Annotated in this window: 14 protein-coding genes; 4 read left to right on the top strand and 10 right to left on the bottom strand. The window is 44.7% G+C overall.

Annotated elements, in window-relative coordinates:
* Positions 1-294 precede the first annotated feature (294 nt).
* From Q0241_RS10290 to Q0241_RS10300, 3 genes are all read right to left on the bottom strand, one after another.
* A complete protein-coding gene (locus Q0241_RS10290; protein WP_281174818.1) occupies positions 295-420 on the bottom strand; it encodes a hypothetical protein in 126 nt (41 codons plus the stop codon).
* Between the two features lie 167 nt (positions 421-587).
* On the bottom strand, positions 588-911 hold the full coding sequence (locus Q0241_RS10295) for a hypothetical protein (RefSeq protein WP_299377027.1): 324 nt from the start codon (positions 909-911) through the stop codon (positions 588-590).
* Positions 904-1,854: a phosphotransferase family protein gene (locus Q0241_RS10300; RefSeq protein ID WP_299377029.1), complete on the bottom strand. Its 951-nt coding sequence runs from the start codon at positions 1,852-1,854 to the stop codon at positions 904-906. Before Q0241_RS10300 ends, Q0241_RS10295 begins: the two co-directional genes overlap by 8 nt.
* A gap of 234 nt (positions 1,855-2,088) precedes the next feature.
* Here Q0241_RS10300 and Q0241_RS10305 point away from each other — a divergent pair, with 234 nt between their 5' ends.
* Positions 2,089-2,739 (top strand): DsbA family oxidoreductase, encoded by a 651-nt coding sequence (locus Q0241_RS10305; RefSeq protein WP_299377031.1) that lies wholly within the window; start codon positions 2,089-2,091, stop codon positions 2,737-2,739.
* A gap of 9 nt (positions 2,740-2,748) precedes the next feature.
* On the opposite strand, the gene Q0241_RS10310 is transcribed toward Q0241_RS10305, so the two are convergent.
* From Q0241_RS10310 to dctP, 3 genes are all read right to left on the bottom strand, one after another.
* On the bottom strand, positions 2,749-4,026 hold the full coding sequence (locus tag Q0241_RS10310) for a TRAP transporter large permease (RefSeq protein ID WP_299377033.1): 1,278 nt from the start codon (positions 4,024-4,026) through the stop codon (positions 2,749-2,751).
* Between the two features lie 9 nt (positions 4,027-4,035).
* Complete coding sequence (locus Q0241_RS10315; protein WP_299377035.1) at positions 4,036-4,557, bottom strand: TRAP transporter small permease; 522 nt, start codon at positions 4,555-4,557, stop codon at positions 4,036-4,038.
* A gap of 113 nt (positions 4,558-4,670) precedes the next feature.
* Positions 4,671-5,660 carry a TRAP transporter substrate-binding protein DctP gene (gene dctP, locus Q0241_RS10320; protein ID WP_299377037.1) on the bottom strand — a complete coding sequence of 330 codons (990 nt, stop codon included), beginning with the start codon at positions 5,658-5,660 and terminating at the stop codon, positions 4,671-4,673.
* A gap of 253 nt (positions 5,661-5,913) precedes the next feature.
* Between dctP and Q0241_RS10325 the strand changes: the two genes are divergently transcribed.
* On the top strand, positions 5,914-6,636 hold the full coding sequence (locus tag Q0241_RS10325; protein ID WP_299377039.1) for a metallophosphoesterase family protein: 723 nt from the start codon (positions 5,914-5,916) through the stop codon (positions 6,634-6,636).
* A gap of 4 nt (positions 6,637-6,640) precedes the next feature.
* Here the strand turns inward: Q0241_RS10325 and mfd are convergent, their stop codons facing one another.
* On the bottom strand, positions 6,641-10,120 hold the full coding sequence (gene mfd, locus Q0241_RS10330; protein ID WP_299377041.1) for a transcription-repair coupling factor: 3,480 nt from the start codon (positions 10,118-10,120) through the stop codon (positions 6,641-6,643).
* A gap of 74 nt (positions 10,121-10,194) precedes the next feature.
* Positions 10,195-10,479 (bottom strand): succinate dehydrogenase assembly factor 2, encoded by a 285-nt coding sequence (locus Q0241_RS10335; RefSeq protein ID WP_299377043.1) that lies wholly within the window; start codon positions 10,477-10,479, stop codon positions 10,195-10,197.
* A gap of 123 nt (positions 10,480-10,602) precedes the next feature.
* Between Q0241_RS10335 and recG the strand changes: the two genes are divergently transcribed.
* A complete protein-coding gene (gene recG / locus Q0241_RS10340; protein ID WP_299377045.1) occupies positions 10,603-12,684 on the top strand; it encodes an ATP-dependent DNA helicase RecG in 2,082 nt (693 codons plus the stop codon).
* A gap of 10 nt (positions 12,685-12,694) precedes the next feature.
* On the opposite strand, the gene Q0241_RS10345 is transcribed toward recG, so the two are convergent.
* Together Q0241_RS10345 and Q0241_RS10350 are read right to left on the bottom strand one after the other, a co-directional pair.
* Positions 12,695-14,125: a DUF502 domain-containing protein gene (locus Q0241_RS10345; protein WP_299377047.1), complete on the bottom strand. Its 1,431-nt coding sequence runs from the start codon at positions 14,123-14,125 to the stop codon at positions 12,695-12,697.
* 175 nt (positions 14,126-14,300) lie between these two features.
* Positions 14,301-15,173, bottom strand: a complete 873-nt coding sequence (locus tag Q0241_RS10350) for a LysR substrate-binding domain-containing protein (protein ID WP_299377050.1) — start codon at positions 15,171-15,173, stop codon at positions 14,301-14,303.
* A gap of 121 nt (positions 15,174-15,294) precedes the next feature.
* Here Q0241_RS10350 and Q0241_RS10355 point away from each other — a divergent pair.
* The coding region (locus Q0241_RS10355; RefSeq protein WP_299377051.1) for an NAD(P)H-dependent oxidoreductase at positions 15,295-15,964 on the top strand (670 nt) is incomplete at its 3' end.

The raw sequence follows: 15,964 nt of genomic DNA on the forward strand, positions 1-15,964 counted from the left end.
CTTGCCTATCGTTCACGCATTTGTAGATTTGCTCAGCGGCAAGCTTGAGATCACAAGCAAAAAAGGTGACGGCACCAAAGTTGAAGTCATGCTGCCAATATCTTTAGAAAAGCAGCTTGCTGAAAGGCAAGCCGCCGTTGGATAAAATATCAGCGTGACAATAAAGCCTTCCAATACCCTTTCCTAAAAAAGATACATCCCAGACGAAAGCATCATTAATCTAAAAATCGCTGGTAAGGCAGATAATACTGGTCAAAGTGCAACAGTTCTTCACAAAATTTACTCGCAATAAATTTACTGCGCAATAACTTGAAAGGCAGTTAACCAACCATAAGAAAGCACGAATAGGAAGAACCCAAAACTACCAAACGCCACCAAACTGCTTAGTAAAAAATCCAACATTTTTGTTTCATCTTGCATATCAGGCTCCTCAGTTCAAACTCAACAAGAACAATGTGTGAACATTTATGCCCCAGAGCATCAACCTCGTCAAGAACAAAAAGAGAACAAACTGTATTAATTTATATCAAAAACAGATAAAGGTGTTATTTTTCAATTAGCTAAAAGAGATAAAAATATTTTGAGACCTAATCAGGCGTCTCTAGTAAAGGAACATAACGCACAAGGCTACAAGGACTAATTTTTAGCAAGGAATTTTCATTCTCACTGACAAGCTTGTCATAGAGGCTTTGATCCGCATCAAATTTTTTATTTCTTATTTTTTCACTCAAGCCTTCATCCCATGTCGGAAAAGGATTGTTTTCAGGCTCGGCTTCCAAAACTGACGAGGAAATCCATTGGATCCGTTTAATTGCCTTGAGTAGATCTGGAGGTATCGGCGTGTTATTTCTCTCATACTCAGAAGTGAGTTGATAAACCTGTCTGTTTAAGGCTTCGACATATTTACGCACAGGTATTCTCCAGAGCCTCAGAGAATGACCAACTTTCAGGTGGTGTTAACTCCAATAACATTCGTTCAATTTCCAAAGGTCGGACCACCCCTGTTAACCCCAGTTCCAAATCTTTTTCACCTTCGACAAAGTTTCGATCCCCTTGTTGAATTGCAATAACAAGCCACCTTATAAGCGACATCACCTCCCAAAACAGGACGCGGGTTTCATCAACCTCAACACCCGTTACGGAACTATATCCCTTATAAAAGCTCGTTCTACTTGATATTCCTCCTGCCGGCGTGTCTTCCATTCCATACCGCCAGCATTTTGCACAAAACCAGCCGAGATCACTGTAAGGGTCCCCCCACCCGGAAAACTCCCAGTCTAACAGCCCTGATAAACCATTCGGTGTTGCCAGATAATTGGCCGTTCTGAAGTCCCCATGTGTCATCGTCACGATGGATGGCTCCGTACGTTCCAATTGAGACAGACACCACCGCATCGCCCACTCGGCTGGTAAAGAGATATCATTCCGGTTATCAAAAAAATCTTGATACGATTTTATTTTCTGGCGAATTACATCCAGGTTAGATTTCGCAACTGTCGTCTGACTATCTTTGGGTTGAATAGTATGAATTTTGGCAAGTTCGCTCCCCAACTCCAAGCCCAGTTTTTCACCGATGTTAAGTTGACGAATTTGTTCAAAATCTGTTGTACCAGCCAAGTATTCTAAAAGAATAAAAGGCTTTCCTATTATGCTTAAGTCCTCACAAAGGCAAAAAGGTTCAGGAACTCTAACACCAGCCTTCCAAGCCAGAGACAGGAATTCGAACTCTTGCTTTTTAGATAGGCTACCCGGAATTTTTGTCTTGGCATCCGTCCGCAAAACAACAAAAAGTTGTTCGCCCTCAACAGAACGAAGCACCACTTTCCAGTTTTCCTGAATCGCACCTCCGGACATTGTGAACATCTTTTCAATGCGAAGTCCTTGACGACCTAACACCTTGCACACAAATTGGGCTAATGCTTCGTTTGTTATTTTATTGCCCAGCGACAAATCCACAGCTTGTCCTTTAATTATCAAGTCTGGAGTCCTATATCTGGGTAACTCATAACAAATAGATCAGCACCAACAAAGTCAGAAACAGACCGAGACTTTTCTAAATACGCTACAACCTATAAGGCCCGCATTACCATGACAAAGACGCCTATTGAAATCGATGTATATTCTGACCCTATTTGCCCTTGGTGTTACATTGGGTATAAAAGATTTCAAAAGGCGAAAGAACTACGGCCGGATTTTAACGTAAAAATTCGTTGGTTATCATTCCAGCTAAATCCCGATATGCCATCAGAGGGTATGGACCGCCAAACTTATCTGGATACAAAATTCGGTGGCCGGGCCAATGCAACTCAATTTTACAGCCAAATTGCTGCGGCAGGAAAATCCGAAGGCATCGATTTCAAGTTTGATGACATCCGGAAAACCCCAAACACGGTTGAGGCCCATCGTCTTTCCCTTTTTGCCGCAACACAGGGGAAACAGGACGAATTAATGGAACGCCTGTTCGAAAGTTATTTCCTTGAGGGAAAAAACATTGGTGAACGTGACATTCTCATCAAAATAGCCACAGAAGTCGGCCTAGAAGGAGCTGACGAATATTTGGACGGTGCTCAGGGCCACGAAGATGTTTTATACACAGATCAAAACGCACGTAACCTTGGTCTCACAGGCGTTCCCTGTTTCATTGTTAACCGCCAACACATTCTTCCCGGTGCACAAAGTCCAGATACCTTGGCACAGATGCTGGATATCGGGCACCAGCAACTAAGTGAAGACAGTTAAGCCGGCGCATTAAAATTTGGCACCGTAAGGTATGTACATCGCCAACCCAGGGACGAACCAAAGCAGTACAGCTGTGCAAAGCATAATTAAGACAAAAGGCCAAACACCCTGAATAACTTCAGACAGTTTGGCTTTTCCAACAGCTTGTACGACAAAAAGATTCATTCCCACTGGTGGCGTGATTAAGGCGCATTCGATCATAATAACAAAGAGAACACCAAACCAGATTGGATGAATGCCCATCGGTGCAAGAGATTCAAATAAGACCGGCATCATGATGAGCAACATGCTCAGCGATTCCAAGAACAATCCCATGACCAGTAATACGATACAAATAATCAGGGTAAACAGCCATGGTTCAGAAAAAGCAGTTGCGACAAAGGTCGTAACATCCTGTGGTATTTGATAAATCGTAATCGATTTCCCAAACAAAGCAGCAGCAGCAACAATAAGCAGAACAGTTACCGTTGTTTTCATCGCGGCCATCGCAGCGGTGTGAATATCTTCCAGCGTATTCTTTCTTTTTGCCAAAACAATCGCTAGCGACAAGAAGAACCCTACCCCCGCAGCCTCACTTGGGGTAAAAAGCCCCCCATAAATGCCTCCAACAACGACAAACGCAATCAAAGCGACCGGAAGCGCAGCGATACTTGCAGAAATACGTTCTTCCTTGGTCGCTTTTTCTGAACGAATATAGTCTTTATTAAACCGAGCAAATCCAAAGCTATAGAGAATAAACATCCCGGCAAGGAAAATACCCGGGCCAATCCCAGCGAGAAAGAGATTTGGGATCGATGCTTCGGTTATGACCCCGTAAATAATCATCGGAATTGATGGGGGAATTAGAATACCAAGCGTGCCACCAGCAGCAACCAAGCCAAGGACAAAGAACTTGGGATATCCTCTCTTGGTCATCTCCACAATGACAACGGTCCCTACCGTTGCAGCCGTTGCAACAGAAGAACCAGAAATAGCAGCAAACAACGCACAAGTCAGAACCGTCGCAATCGCCAATCCACCGGGCCAATGCCCCACCCAAGACTGCACAGCCCGAAACAGATCAGAACCAATCCCACCCACGAGCAGAATATGAGACATCAAAAGAAAAAGTGGTACGGCCAGAAGCTCAAAGCTATCAACACCAGATATCATAAACTGGCTGACCATAATCATCGGCAAGCCCTTGAGCCATAATAAAATAGCCCCGAGAGAAGCCATGGCAATTGCAACGGGCACGCGCAATAGTAACAGGCCAATAAGGGAAAGAAGTATAAGAATGGTTTCCATAATATGGCCCTAGTGCGCTTGATCTAATTCGCTTAAAGTTTCTTCAGTTCCCGTACAGGTTTTATAGAACTCTGATAAGCATTGGAGAAAAAGGAATGTTAATCCTAGAGGGAGCGAAATTTGAATAATCCACATCGGTATCGCCAGAACAGTATCTGTTGTGGCAGAGGTTTTGAGTGAATAACCGATATCTTTAAAACTATTCACAGTGGCAACAATACAAAAGATTGCCGTCAAAGAGATTGCAAAGAGATCCAATCCCTTACGTAATAACGTATTCACGTTATCGCCAATAATATCAACGATAATCAAGCTTCTTTTTTGCAGGGCAAAGGCAATGCCCAAATAGACACACCAGATTTGGGCAATCTGAGAAAATTCTTCTGACCATTTGGTCGGCATGCCCAGTTTTCTCATTACAACTTCATAAGTGATAAAAAAGCCGATCAAGAAGAAAAGCCACGCCGCAACAACACCTGCTGCGTTTGTTAGCTTATCTATTGCTTTAGAAAAGTGATTAAAGGATTTCATGATATCAAAGACTATTTATTGTCAGATACTTATTATTGCCAGACACTTAAAAACTATAGAGAGGGATAAACAATATTATCCCTCTCTTGATAGTAACGTATTCACGCTAGGGTTTAGAGCTTACCTGCGGCCTCGACAATAGCTTTACCTTCTGCACCGGCTCGTTCAACATAAGCATCTACAACAGAAGACGTTGCTTTTTTCCATTCAGCGCGCTGTTCATCCGTAAGTTCAATAATATTGATTTTATCAGCAAGATATTTGCGCGCTTCAGCTTCCTTGTTTGCAATCGAAGCCCGCAGTTCCTGTTCAACACGTTGACCGGCTTTCGTAATAATAGCCTGTTCTTTTTCAGACAAACCGTTCCAGACGTCATTGTTAATAACAACAATGAATTCAATATCAGCGTGGTTTGTAAGGGTAAGGTGATCCATCACCTCATATAACTTTCTGGATTGGGCAGCCGTAATGCCGGTCATACCCGCATCAACTGTACCGTTCTGATATGCCAAGAATTGTTTGGAACCAGACATAATAGTTGGCGCAGCATCAAGAGCTTCGATTGTATCTGAAATCGTTGCTCCAAACGACCGGATCTTCTTTCCTTTCGCATCTGCAGGAACGACAATCGGCTTATCCCCTTTTGTCAGAACAATAGCCCCACCAAAAGCTTGGTACCACAGTGGTTTCGCACCTGTTTTTTCAATTGCAGGATCAAGGATCTGGCGAATAGAACTCCCCGGTGCCGTCGCGGCCTGTACTTTTTCACTGCTATCAAACAAAAACGGTACATAGAACGCATCAACGGCAGGAACAGTTCCCACAAAGCGCGTTAATGACGCAATTCCCATTTCGATAGCACCTGAAGCAACAGCTTGCGGAACCTCTTTATCCTTGAATAACTGTGCAGAAGGAAAAACTTCGATTTTTAATTCGCCGTTTGATTCTTTTTCAACTTCTTCCTTAAAGCTGGAAATGTTCTGGCCCAATGGATGTTTCAACGGAAGTTGTAGCGTTAGTCGAAGCGTCGTTTCCGCATGAGCAGCACCAACAAAAGAAGAGAAGACAGCGCCTGCGATCAGGCCGGATAAAATTTTTTTCATAAGTTTGATCCCAAGTGTTTATTATTTTTTTGATCTTTACGGACTTAGATTAGGTATTCCGCTACCTTTAATGAGGCTTACTGCATAATAGAAAAATTACCTTAAATCAATTGATTTGAAAATGAGACGCAATAATAATACTTCCCATAGGATTTTATTGTTTGATTTTATTAAATTACGAACACTCTAGTACCTTATTATTTTTCTGAGCAGGCTGTTTAGAGAATATCATACAGAAGGGGTTATTCGACAAATGCAGATCGCGATTATATCAGATATCCATGGAAACCTTCTGGCATTAGAAACTGTGCTTAGCGATATTAAGGGCCGTAAGCCTGACCTAACCCTTAATCTGGGGGATTGCGTATCCGGCCCCTTTTGGCCCAAAGAAACCTATGATCTTCTCAAAGAATTAAATTTGCCGACCGTACGTGGCAATCATGATCGGTGGCTCGCGGAACGCAATGCTTCGGAAATCAATCCCGGCTACAATTTCGCCTGTGAAAAATTGTCCGGTTTTGAAAAACAGAAGCTTGGCAACCTCCCTTCCCGACTGCATCTCGATGAAGATATCTTTGCGTTTCATGGCACGCCTGATGACGATACGAAATACCTATTGGAAGATAAAATTGACGGACGTCTGGCCTTAACCCATGGCAAAGATGTGCACAAACGTATCGGCCTGGATCATCAGGCAAGCTTGTATCTTTGTGGGCACAGCCATTTAGCACACGTTGCAATGGGGCCGAATAAAAGCACAATCATAAACCCCGGAAGTGTCGGTTGCCCTAGATACACAGATACGGACAATCCACTTGAAGCCGAAAATGGTATTGCACTTGCTCACTACGCCATTGCCACAAAAACTAAGCGGCGTTGGTCTGTCGAACTTATCGCTTTGGACTATGATTGGTCAAAAGTTGCTGAACAGGCAGAACGAAACGGTTATCCGGGTTGGGCCAGAGTTTTTGCGTAGCATATTACGCCTTTGCCAGCTTAACCAACTCTTCCATCATCATCTTAACGCCTTTTAGACGGCTTGCGGCGTCATCCCATGCGCGACGATAGACCAGCTTGTGGTCGGGGCGAATTTTAACTGTACCGACTTGCTCTTGAATAAACATAATAAGCGCGGATGGATTTTCAAAGGTATCATTTCTAAAAGAAACAACTGCGCCTTTAGGGCCAGCATCAACCTTCTCAACACCACTTTGCTTGCAAAGTCCCTTGATCAACATGACTTGTAACAAGTTTTCAACCTCTTCCGGCAAATCTCCAAAGCGGTCAATAAGCTCAGCAGCAAAACCGTCAATTTCGGACCGTTCCGTCAAGGAAGACAGACGACGATAAAGCCCCAAGCGAACATTCAAATCGGCAACATAACGATCCGGTATCAAAACAGACGTCCCAATATTGATCTGCGGTGACCAGACTTGATCTTCTTCAGTGTTCACTTCATCGCTGCGTAAGCTTGCAACGGCCTCTTCCAGCATCTGTTGATAGAGTTCAACACCAACTTCTTTGATATGGCCGGACTGTTCGTCGCCAACAAGGTTCCCTGCCCCACGAATATCCATATCGTGACTGGCAAGATTAAATCCAGCGCCAAGGCTATCCAGCGTCTGCATAACTTCAAGACGACGTTCGGCTGTTTTGCTCAACAACTTGCCAACAGGTAGGGTTAGATAACAATAGCCTCGGATTTTCGAACGGCCGATACGGCCCCGGATCTGATAAAGCTGGGCAAGGCCAAACATATCTGCACGGTGAACCAGCATCGTGTTGGCGCTAGGAATATCCAAACCGGACTCAATAATACTCGTCGATAGCAAGACATCGTATTGGTGATCACAGAACGCTGTCATAACGTCTTCAAGATCAGTTGCCGCCAACTGACCATGAGCAACACAGATCTTCACTTCCGGTACAAGCTTTTCGAGGCGTTCCTTAAGCTCTCTCAGATCTGATAGGCGTGGGCACACATAGAACGTCTGTCCGCCACGGTAATGTTCCCTCAGAATAGCTTCCCGAACGATGACCGGATCAAAGGGAAGAACAAATGTACGTACTGCCAAGCGGTCAACGGGCGGTGTGGCAATCAGGCTCATTTCCTTAACACCCGACATCGCCATCTGTAGTGTCCGCGGTATCGGTGTTGCTGTGAGTGTTAGAACATGCACATCAGTACGCAGCTCTTTCAAACGCTCTTTCTGTTTGACGCCAAAGTGTTGTTCTTCATCAACAATCAACAAACCTAGATCAGAGAATTTCATATTTTTAGCGAAGACAGCATGTGTGCCAACAACGATCTCGACAGTACCTTCGGCTAGGCCTTTTTTAGTCTCGGTCTGTTCTTTACTGGTTGCCAAGCGGGATAACTGTCCGATACGAACGGGCAACCCCTTGAAGCGTTCGACAAAGTTATTGTAGTGCTGGCGGGCGAGTAATGTTGTCGGCACGACAACAGCAACTTGCTTACCACTCATCACGGCAACAAAAGCTGCCCGAAGCGCAACTTCGGTTTTCCCAAAGCCCACATCACCACAGATAAGGCGGTCCATTGGGCGGCCAGACCCCAAATCTTCGAAGACATCCGCAATGGCATTAAGTTGATCTTCGGTCTCAGGATAAGGGAAACGGGCCGCAAATTCGTCATACAACCCATCAGGCACATCAATTGTTTCGGCTTTACGTAGAAGACGATTTGCTGCAATGCCAATAAGCTGGTGTGCGATTTCCCGAATACGCTCTTTAACACGCGCTTTTTTGGCCTGCCATGCCGCGCCGCCCAGACGATCCAGTTCTGCACCACAATCCTCAGAACCGTAGCGTGAAAGGATTTCGATGTTTTCTACGGGGACAAAAAGCTTGTCACCACCACTGTAAACAACCTTAAGGCAATCATGCGGTGCCCCGCCGACATCAACGGTTTCCAAACCAATATACTGTCCGATCCCGTGTTCCATGTGGACAACAAAATCTTTATCCTGAAGCGAGGATACTTCCCTCAGAAAGTTATCTGATTTACGGCGTCGTTTTTGCGCGCGCGCAAGGCGTTCACCAAGAATATCCTGCTCAGTAATAAACGCGACATTGGGGGTTACCACACCGCGCTCCAGCCCCAGCGTCAGGAACTGGACCTGCTTACGCATGGTTTTCTTGTGGATTTTCCAATCTTTCAGAACATCGGTATTGGTCAAACCGTGTTCATGGAACATGGAAATCAGTCGGTCGCGAGATCCGTCACTGAACCCAGTGACGATAATTTTTTTACCGTTCGTCTGTTGAAGGCGGATATATTCGCTGACCTCGTCAAAGACGTTAACGTCTTCACGGTTTCTGGCTTCGGAAAAATCTTTGCCCTGCTTGCCTTCAACCTCAATCAGATTTTCAAGATGATCAGGCAGCGTAAAACCCGAAAACTGTGTGACAGGCCTTTTAGAAAGTACGGCATCCCAATCTTCAACAGACAGGAACAGACGCTGCATAGGAACTGGCTTGTAAACCCAGCCACCTTCCGCCGTATTTTCCATCGTTTGCCGGGCTTGGAAGAAATCGGTGATGGACTCAATCCGGGCATCTCTTGCTTCTGCCGCTTGTCCATCCAGTGTTACAACTGCGGTTGGAAGATAATCAAACAACGTTTCCAGATCACCATAAAAAAGCGGCAACCAGTGTTCCATCCCAGGATACTGCCGCCCTTCAGATATAGCTTCGTACAGGGGATCATCCTTGGCAACAGCCCCGAAGGTCTCGCGATATCCCTTTCGAAAAGACTCTATTGTTTTTTCATCAAGAATTGCTTCACCAACAGGCTTAAGTTCCAGCCCCTCGGCATCACCCGTTGTTCTTTGTGTAAGCGGATCAAAATACCGCAAGGTATCCAACTCATCCCCAAAGAAATCCAGACGCAGAGGAAGTTCTTCACCAGGAGGATAGACATCGACAATCCCGCCACGAATTGCGTATTCCCCTGCCTCGCTAACAGTTTCTGAACGCAGATATCCATTGGTGGAAAAGAATTTCACCAAATCTTCGTTTTTAATCTCCACACCGGATTTAGCCACAAGAGTTCTGTTTTTGAATAGCTCTCTTGGTGGGATCTTCTGGAGTGCTGCAGAAATTGTCGTCACGACAAGACGGCCCGATTTAGGTACTGGCGTTGCCAGTAACTTCGCAAAGGCATTAATACGTGCAGCCAGAATATCCTTGTGCGGGCTCACCCGATCATAAGGCAAACAATCCCAGGCAGGAATTTCAATAATCTCAATATCTGGTGCAAAAAATCCAACAAGCTCAGCGAGAACAGCCAGACGGTTATCATCAAGCGCAATATGCAAAACAGGTTGTGGTGCCAGTTCAACAACAAGCTCGGCAAGGAGCTGCGCATCATAGCCTTCAGGAGCTGATGAGATTTGGTAGTGATCGGCGGCTTGAAGTCGGGTCGCAAGTGTTTTCAATGTTGCAATTCTTTATATTAATCGTCGTTCTGAAAGCCTGAATATCGGCAATAAGACTTAATTCAACAAAAAAGTTATCGTTTATTCGGGGTGTATTTAAAGCTTAGCAAAGCATCAAGGACTTTGTTGTGCATATTTTCCGTTGGGACCGAATTACCAATAATCCAGTCATAGAGCACAGGATCAGGAATTTCGAGTACCCGCTCAAAAAGGTCCAAATCTGTAGCATCCATATTACCGACGTTTTGATCAGCAAAGGTTCCAATAATGAGATCTGCTTCCTGTGTTCCACGGTGCCAGCTTCTGAATCTGAGCTGTTTACGCCTTTTGTCTAATTCAGCGTTGGCTGCCATCGTCATAAATCTCACCCGTCATTCAATTTAATACGCTTGTTCGTTTCGCTTGCACATTAAGCTGTGATATAGGAAACATTACTAGAACATTTAATAAACATCCGATTTAATTTCTGCAAGTTAAAGCCCGTGCGTCCAGAGATTCTCTTTCCACTTTTCACCCCAGTCTCAACTCTTCAAGGTGTTGGACCAAGATTAAGCACGCTTTATGAAAAGCTGGCTGGTGGACGTGTCCTTGATCTTTGCTGGCATTTACCAGTGGGGTTGGTTGATCGTCGTTATTCCCCGACCATCGCCGACGCCATCTCTGATCGCGTTGCAACGCTGAAAATCACCGTATCTCGACACATCCCCTCTGCCAACCGTCGCAGTCCCTATCGCGTTATATGCCATGATCAAACGGGCGAGATGACGTTGATCTTTTTTCATGCCCGCGGTGATTATCTTATGAAGCTCCTTCCTGTTGGGGAAGAACGTATCATAAGCGGTCGGCTTGAACGCTTTGGTGATGTCCTTCAAATGGCGCACCCGGACCATATGGTTCCGATAAGCGAAGAAGAAGATGTCAAAACAGTAGAACCCGTTTACCCCCTCAGCGCAGGTGTAACGCTCAAGCCACTTTCAAAAGCGATTAAAGCGTCCCTTGATCTCGTTCCAACCATCCCCGAATGGCTTGATAGCTCTCTCAAAGAACAAGAAAACTGGCTCGATTGGTATAGCTGTCTTCAAAAGGTTCACCATCCCCAATCAGAAGATGAACTGACAGCCTTCTCTCCCTATCGAAAGCGATTGGCCTATGATGAGCTTTTGGCAAACCAACTTGCCATTTCCCTTGTCCGGGAACAGCAAACAGCAGCAAAGGGGCGCATAATTAAGGGTGATGGATCTCTCCGGGAAAGAATGCTGGACATCCTACCCTTCAAACTGACGGATTCACAGGATCAATCTATTCGCGAAGTGATTGCCGATATGGAAAGCACCAATCGCATGCTCCGTTTGGTGCAGGGCGATGTAGGAAGCGGTAAAACAGCTGTCGCGCTCTTTCCCATGCTGGCAGCAATAGAAAGTGGCTCACAAGCTGCATTGATGGCCCCGACAGAAATCTTGGCCCGTCAGCACTATAAAACTCTACAACCTTTTGCCGAAAAGCTTGGGATTTCTATCGTCATCCTTACGGGCAGAGATAAAGGAAAAGCACGCAAAGCTATTTTGGAAAGTATTGCTGATGGCTCGACACAAATGGTTCTTGGTACTCACGCGATTTTTCAAGATGAAATAGATTTCTCGGATCTTGCTTTGGCTGTGATTGATGAACAGCACAGATTTGGCGTTCATCAACGCTTATCCCTCGCCCGAAAAGGTGCTGGTGTTGATATGCTGGTTATGACAGCGACACCAATTCCTCGAACACTCATGCTAACGGCTTATGGCGACATGGCTGTATCTCGCCTGACAGAAAAACCAGCCGGACGACAACCTGTTGACACCAGGACAGTGTCCGTTGAACGAATTGATGATGTTATAAATGGGGTCGCCCGATCTTTGGATCAGGGTACAAAAGTTTATTGGGTTTGTCCCTTGGTTGAGGATTCAGACAAATCGGATCTTGCTGCAGCTGAAGAGAGATACCGGGAACTGAGCGAACGATTTGGCGACCGCGTAGGCTTGGTACATGGCCGCATGAAAGGCGTTGAAAAAGATGCAGTTATGGAAAAGTTCTCTAAGGGTAATGTTGATCTGCTGATTGCAACCACAGTGATTGAAGTCGGTGTTGATGTCCCGCAAGCAACCATAATGGTGATTGAGCACGCCGAACGCTTTGGCTTGGCACAGCTCCATCAGCTTCGAGGTCGAATTGGACGTGGTAGTGAAAAATCAACCTGCATTCTGATGTACCAAGGACCTTTAGGCGAAACGAGCAAAGCCCGTTTAAAAATCATGCGGGACAGTGATGATGGTTTTGTTATTGCCGAAGAAGATTTACGCCTGCGTGGTGCTGGTGAAGTCTTGGGGACGCGACAAAGCGGGTTACCTGAATTCAAGGTTGCTGATCTTGCCTGTCATGGGGAATTACTGGCAACGGCGCGTAATGATGCCAAACTAATCATGGATAAAGACCCAACATTACAAACCCCTAGGGGGCAAGCTTTACGCACACTGCTGTATCTTTTCGAGAGAGATACAGCAGTTAAATATCTAAAGTCGGGCTAAAAATTATGGCCTACGACGCAGCCTTTTGAGTTTCCGCGTCGTCACCGTTTTGACCCGCTGTAACATCAATATTAACGGTCTCTACGGTCAATTTTTCTTGCTCTTGTTCCGGAGCATGATATTCAGGGGTAACTATTCCCCCAGAGACAACCATCTTAATGCCCTCTTCCACCGACATTGTCAGCATTCTTGCTTCCTTACGCGGAACAAAAAGTAAAAAACCGGACGTTGGGTTTGGTGTTGTCGGCAGGAAGATATTAATTGATTCATCTTCAGAGATATCTTTGATTAAACGGTTAGAATCCCCAGTGTAGAACCCCAATGCCCAAGACCCCGGTCTCGGATATTGAAACAAAACAACTTCGCGAAATGCATTGGAATGATCCTGAAAAATCGTTTCAATAATTTGCTTAATTGCCCCGTAGACGGTTCGAATGACTGGCATTTGATCTAACAAACGCTCACTTATTCGGAGCAACGTTTTCCCTACAATCCCTGCGGTAAGAAAACCAATCACCGTCAAACTTATAAAAATAAAAAACAGACCAAGCCCCGGTAACGCAAAGGGAAGATAGCTTTCCGGATTCCACTTCAACGGTATATACGGGCGCACCCAGCTATCGATCAGAATAATGATTTCCCAAGCCAACCAGAACGTAAGGCCTATCGGGGCCGTAACGAGCATGCCGCCAAAGAAATAGTTTCTCAGTTTCATGAAAACACTTGGTTTCTGGTATGCATGTGCTTCTTCAGATGCTTTCTTGGCTTTTTCCTCTAGTGTAAGCTTTTTGATTTCGGAGGGGGAAAGTATCCCACCCGAAATGACAAGCTTAATCCCCTCTTCAACCGTCATATCCAAATGATGAACATCCTGCTTGGGGATAAAAAGTAAGAATCCTGTGGTTGGGTTTGGTGTTGCTGGTACAAAAACATTAACGACAGTGTCGTCTGTCAAGCTTTGTACTTCCCCCTTTGTCCGCCCAGTAATAAAGCCAACAACCCAGCAACCTCGGTGAGGATATTCAACAAGTACGACCTCGTTAAAAGCGGTAGAATTTTGCGAAAGAACCGTTTCAAAAACCTGCTGAGTCCAACTGTAAACACTGCGAACCACGGGGAGTTTTTTAACGACTGCTTCACTCGCACGTTTCAGTAGCCGACCAATATAGCCTGCGGTCAAAAACCCTATTAGTGTCAATCCGACAATAATAACAAGCAATCCCAAACCAGGAACACCAAAAGGAAGGTAATTTTCAGGGTTCCATTTTAAGGGGATAAGCGGTGTTACCTGATTATCAACAAACGTTATCGCTCTCCAAGCAAGCCATAGTGTTATGGTGACAGGCGCAGTTATCAAGACCCCGGCAAGAAGATAGTTACTAAGTCGTTGCGCGAAGGATTGCTTCGACTTGTGAGTGGCTTTAACGCCTTTATCTTTCATATATTCAGGTTCCATTTAACAACTATTCAAAACACCATGACAGGCTGCCTGTGCTTTGTATCTAAACATTGCTTTTAAAGCCCACATTTTCAAGAAGCAAATTAGAAAACTCTGGCGCATCAGATACGTAATCAGATAACCAACAGACAATCATCTTACATCAGAATGATTCTGCTTATGTGACAACAAATTCATTTACAAGCCATTCTTGAAATCGCCTCACCTTATGATTGTGTGCATTATGAATTGGGATCATAAGAAAATAAGCTAACCCAGTTATTCTAGGTTGATTTGGAAACGCCACCAACCAGCCTTGTTTAATTGCGGTCTCTACTAACAAAGAGCTTACCAGTGCGACCCCCTGATCAGCCAACGCAGCCTGAATAACATGATGTTCAAGGTCAAAATGTCTTCGATTTATCGCGTCTATTTTTCCGGCAACAACTCTATCCCACGAAATAGACGGTAAATCCTGGTTTTTCCATTTCGTCTCGATCAAACAAGCATCTTCTATTCTGGGCGTGTTTTCTAGGTACCGCGGCGTGGCATAAGCCCCAACAGTCTCTGTCACAAGTTTAATTTTATGAAGAGATTCAACATCATCACGACCGTAACGAATAATAAGATCAATTCTCTTATCCCGGTCAAAATCATCTAGCTGCTCACCAGTTTTAACAACCACCTGAATTTCAGGATTGAGTTGATGAAACTTCTCGAGCCGGGGCACCAACCACATTGCCGCAAACGACGCCGTAGTACTTACTGTTAATGTTGTTTGTGTATTCGTTAATTCAGACACAACCGTCGAAAGCTGTCGTAAAGCTAGATAAGCTACTTGGGCGAGTTTCTCGCCTTCTTCTGTCAGCTCTATTGCGCGCGTTTTTCTTTCAAACAAAAGAGTATCAAGAGAATTTTCCAAGCCTCGAATTTGGTGCGACACAGCTGTCGGCGTCACATTTAATTCAGATGCAGCAGCTTTAAAGCTCTTTAAACGCGCAGCGGAATCAAAAACCCGGATACTGTTCAAAGGGGGAAGATGAGAAAACATCCCTCACCTTATACATAAGTTTTTCTCATCTACAAATAAGAAATAGCCTTTTGTCAAAAGGGCACAGATGAACAATATAATTTCATATTGATAAATTTACTACGCGATATGAGGAAATACCATGACGACAATTCTACATCTGGATAGCAGTGCTCGCAGAACAGACAACTCTGAAGTAAGTTACAATTCTATCTCTAAAACCTTGGCTGCCGGATTTATCAAGGAATGGAAAAAACAAAGGCAAGCCGACACAATAATTTATCGGGATCTGGGCCAGACCCCACCAGACTTCATAAATCAAGATTGGATTGCTGCTGTTTTTACAGATGAGAAAAACCGGACAAACGCCCAAAAAGAGTTACTGACATTATCTGATACTTTAATTGACGAAGTAGATAGAGCCGACATCATTCTAATGTCATCACCGATGTACAACTACGGGATGCCAGCAGCTTTGAAAGCTTGGTTCGATCAAGTTATCCGTATCCACAAGACCTTTACATTTGATTTAACGCGCGGAGACTATCCCCTAGAACCGATCATGTCGGGAAAAACGCTGGTGTTAATTACATCAACTGGTGAATTCGGTTTTGAAATAGGCGGTATAAGAGAAAATATTAATCATCTTGGCCCCCACGTGAAAGTCATGAGTAAATATCTTGGTGTTGAAAATTTTCATGAAATTAGATCTGAATATCAAGAGTTCGGCGACGATCGACACACACAATCTATCGAAAACGCTCGCAACAAGATTCTAAAGTTGGTCCAAGATCTTTCACGACAGAACCAAA

This window comes from uncultured Kiloniella sp., assembly GCF_937128705.1.
Classification (GTDB): Bacteria; Pseudomonadota; Alphaproteobacteria; order Kiloniellales; family Kiloniellaceae; genus Kiloniella.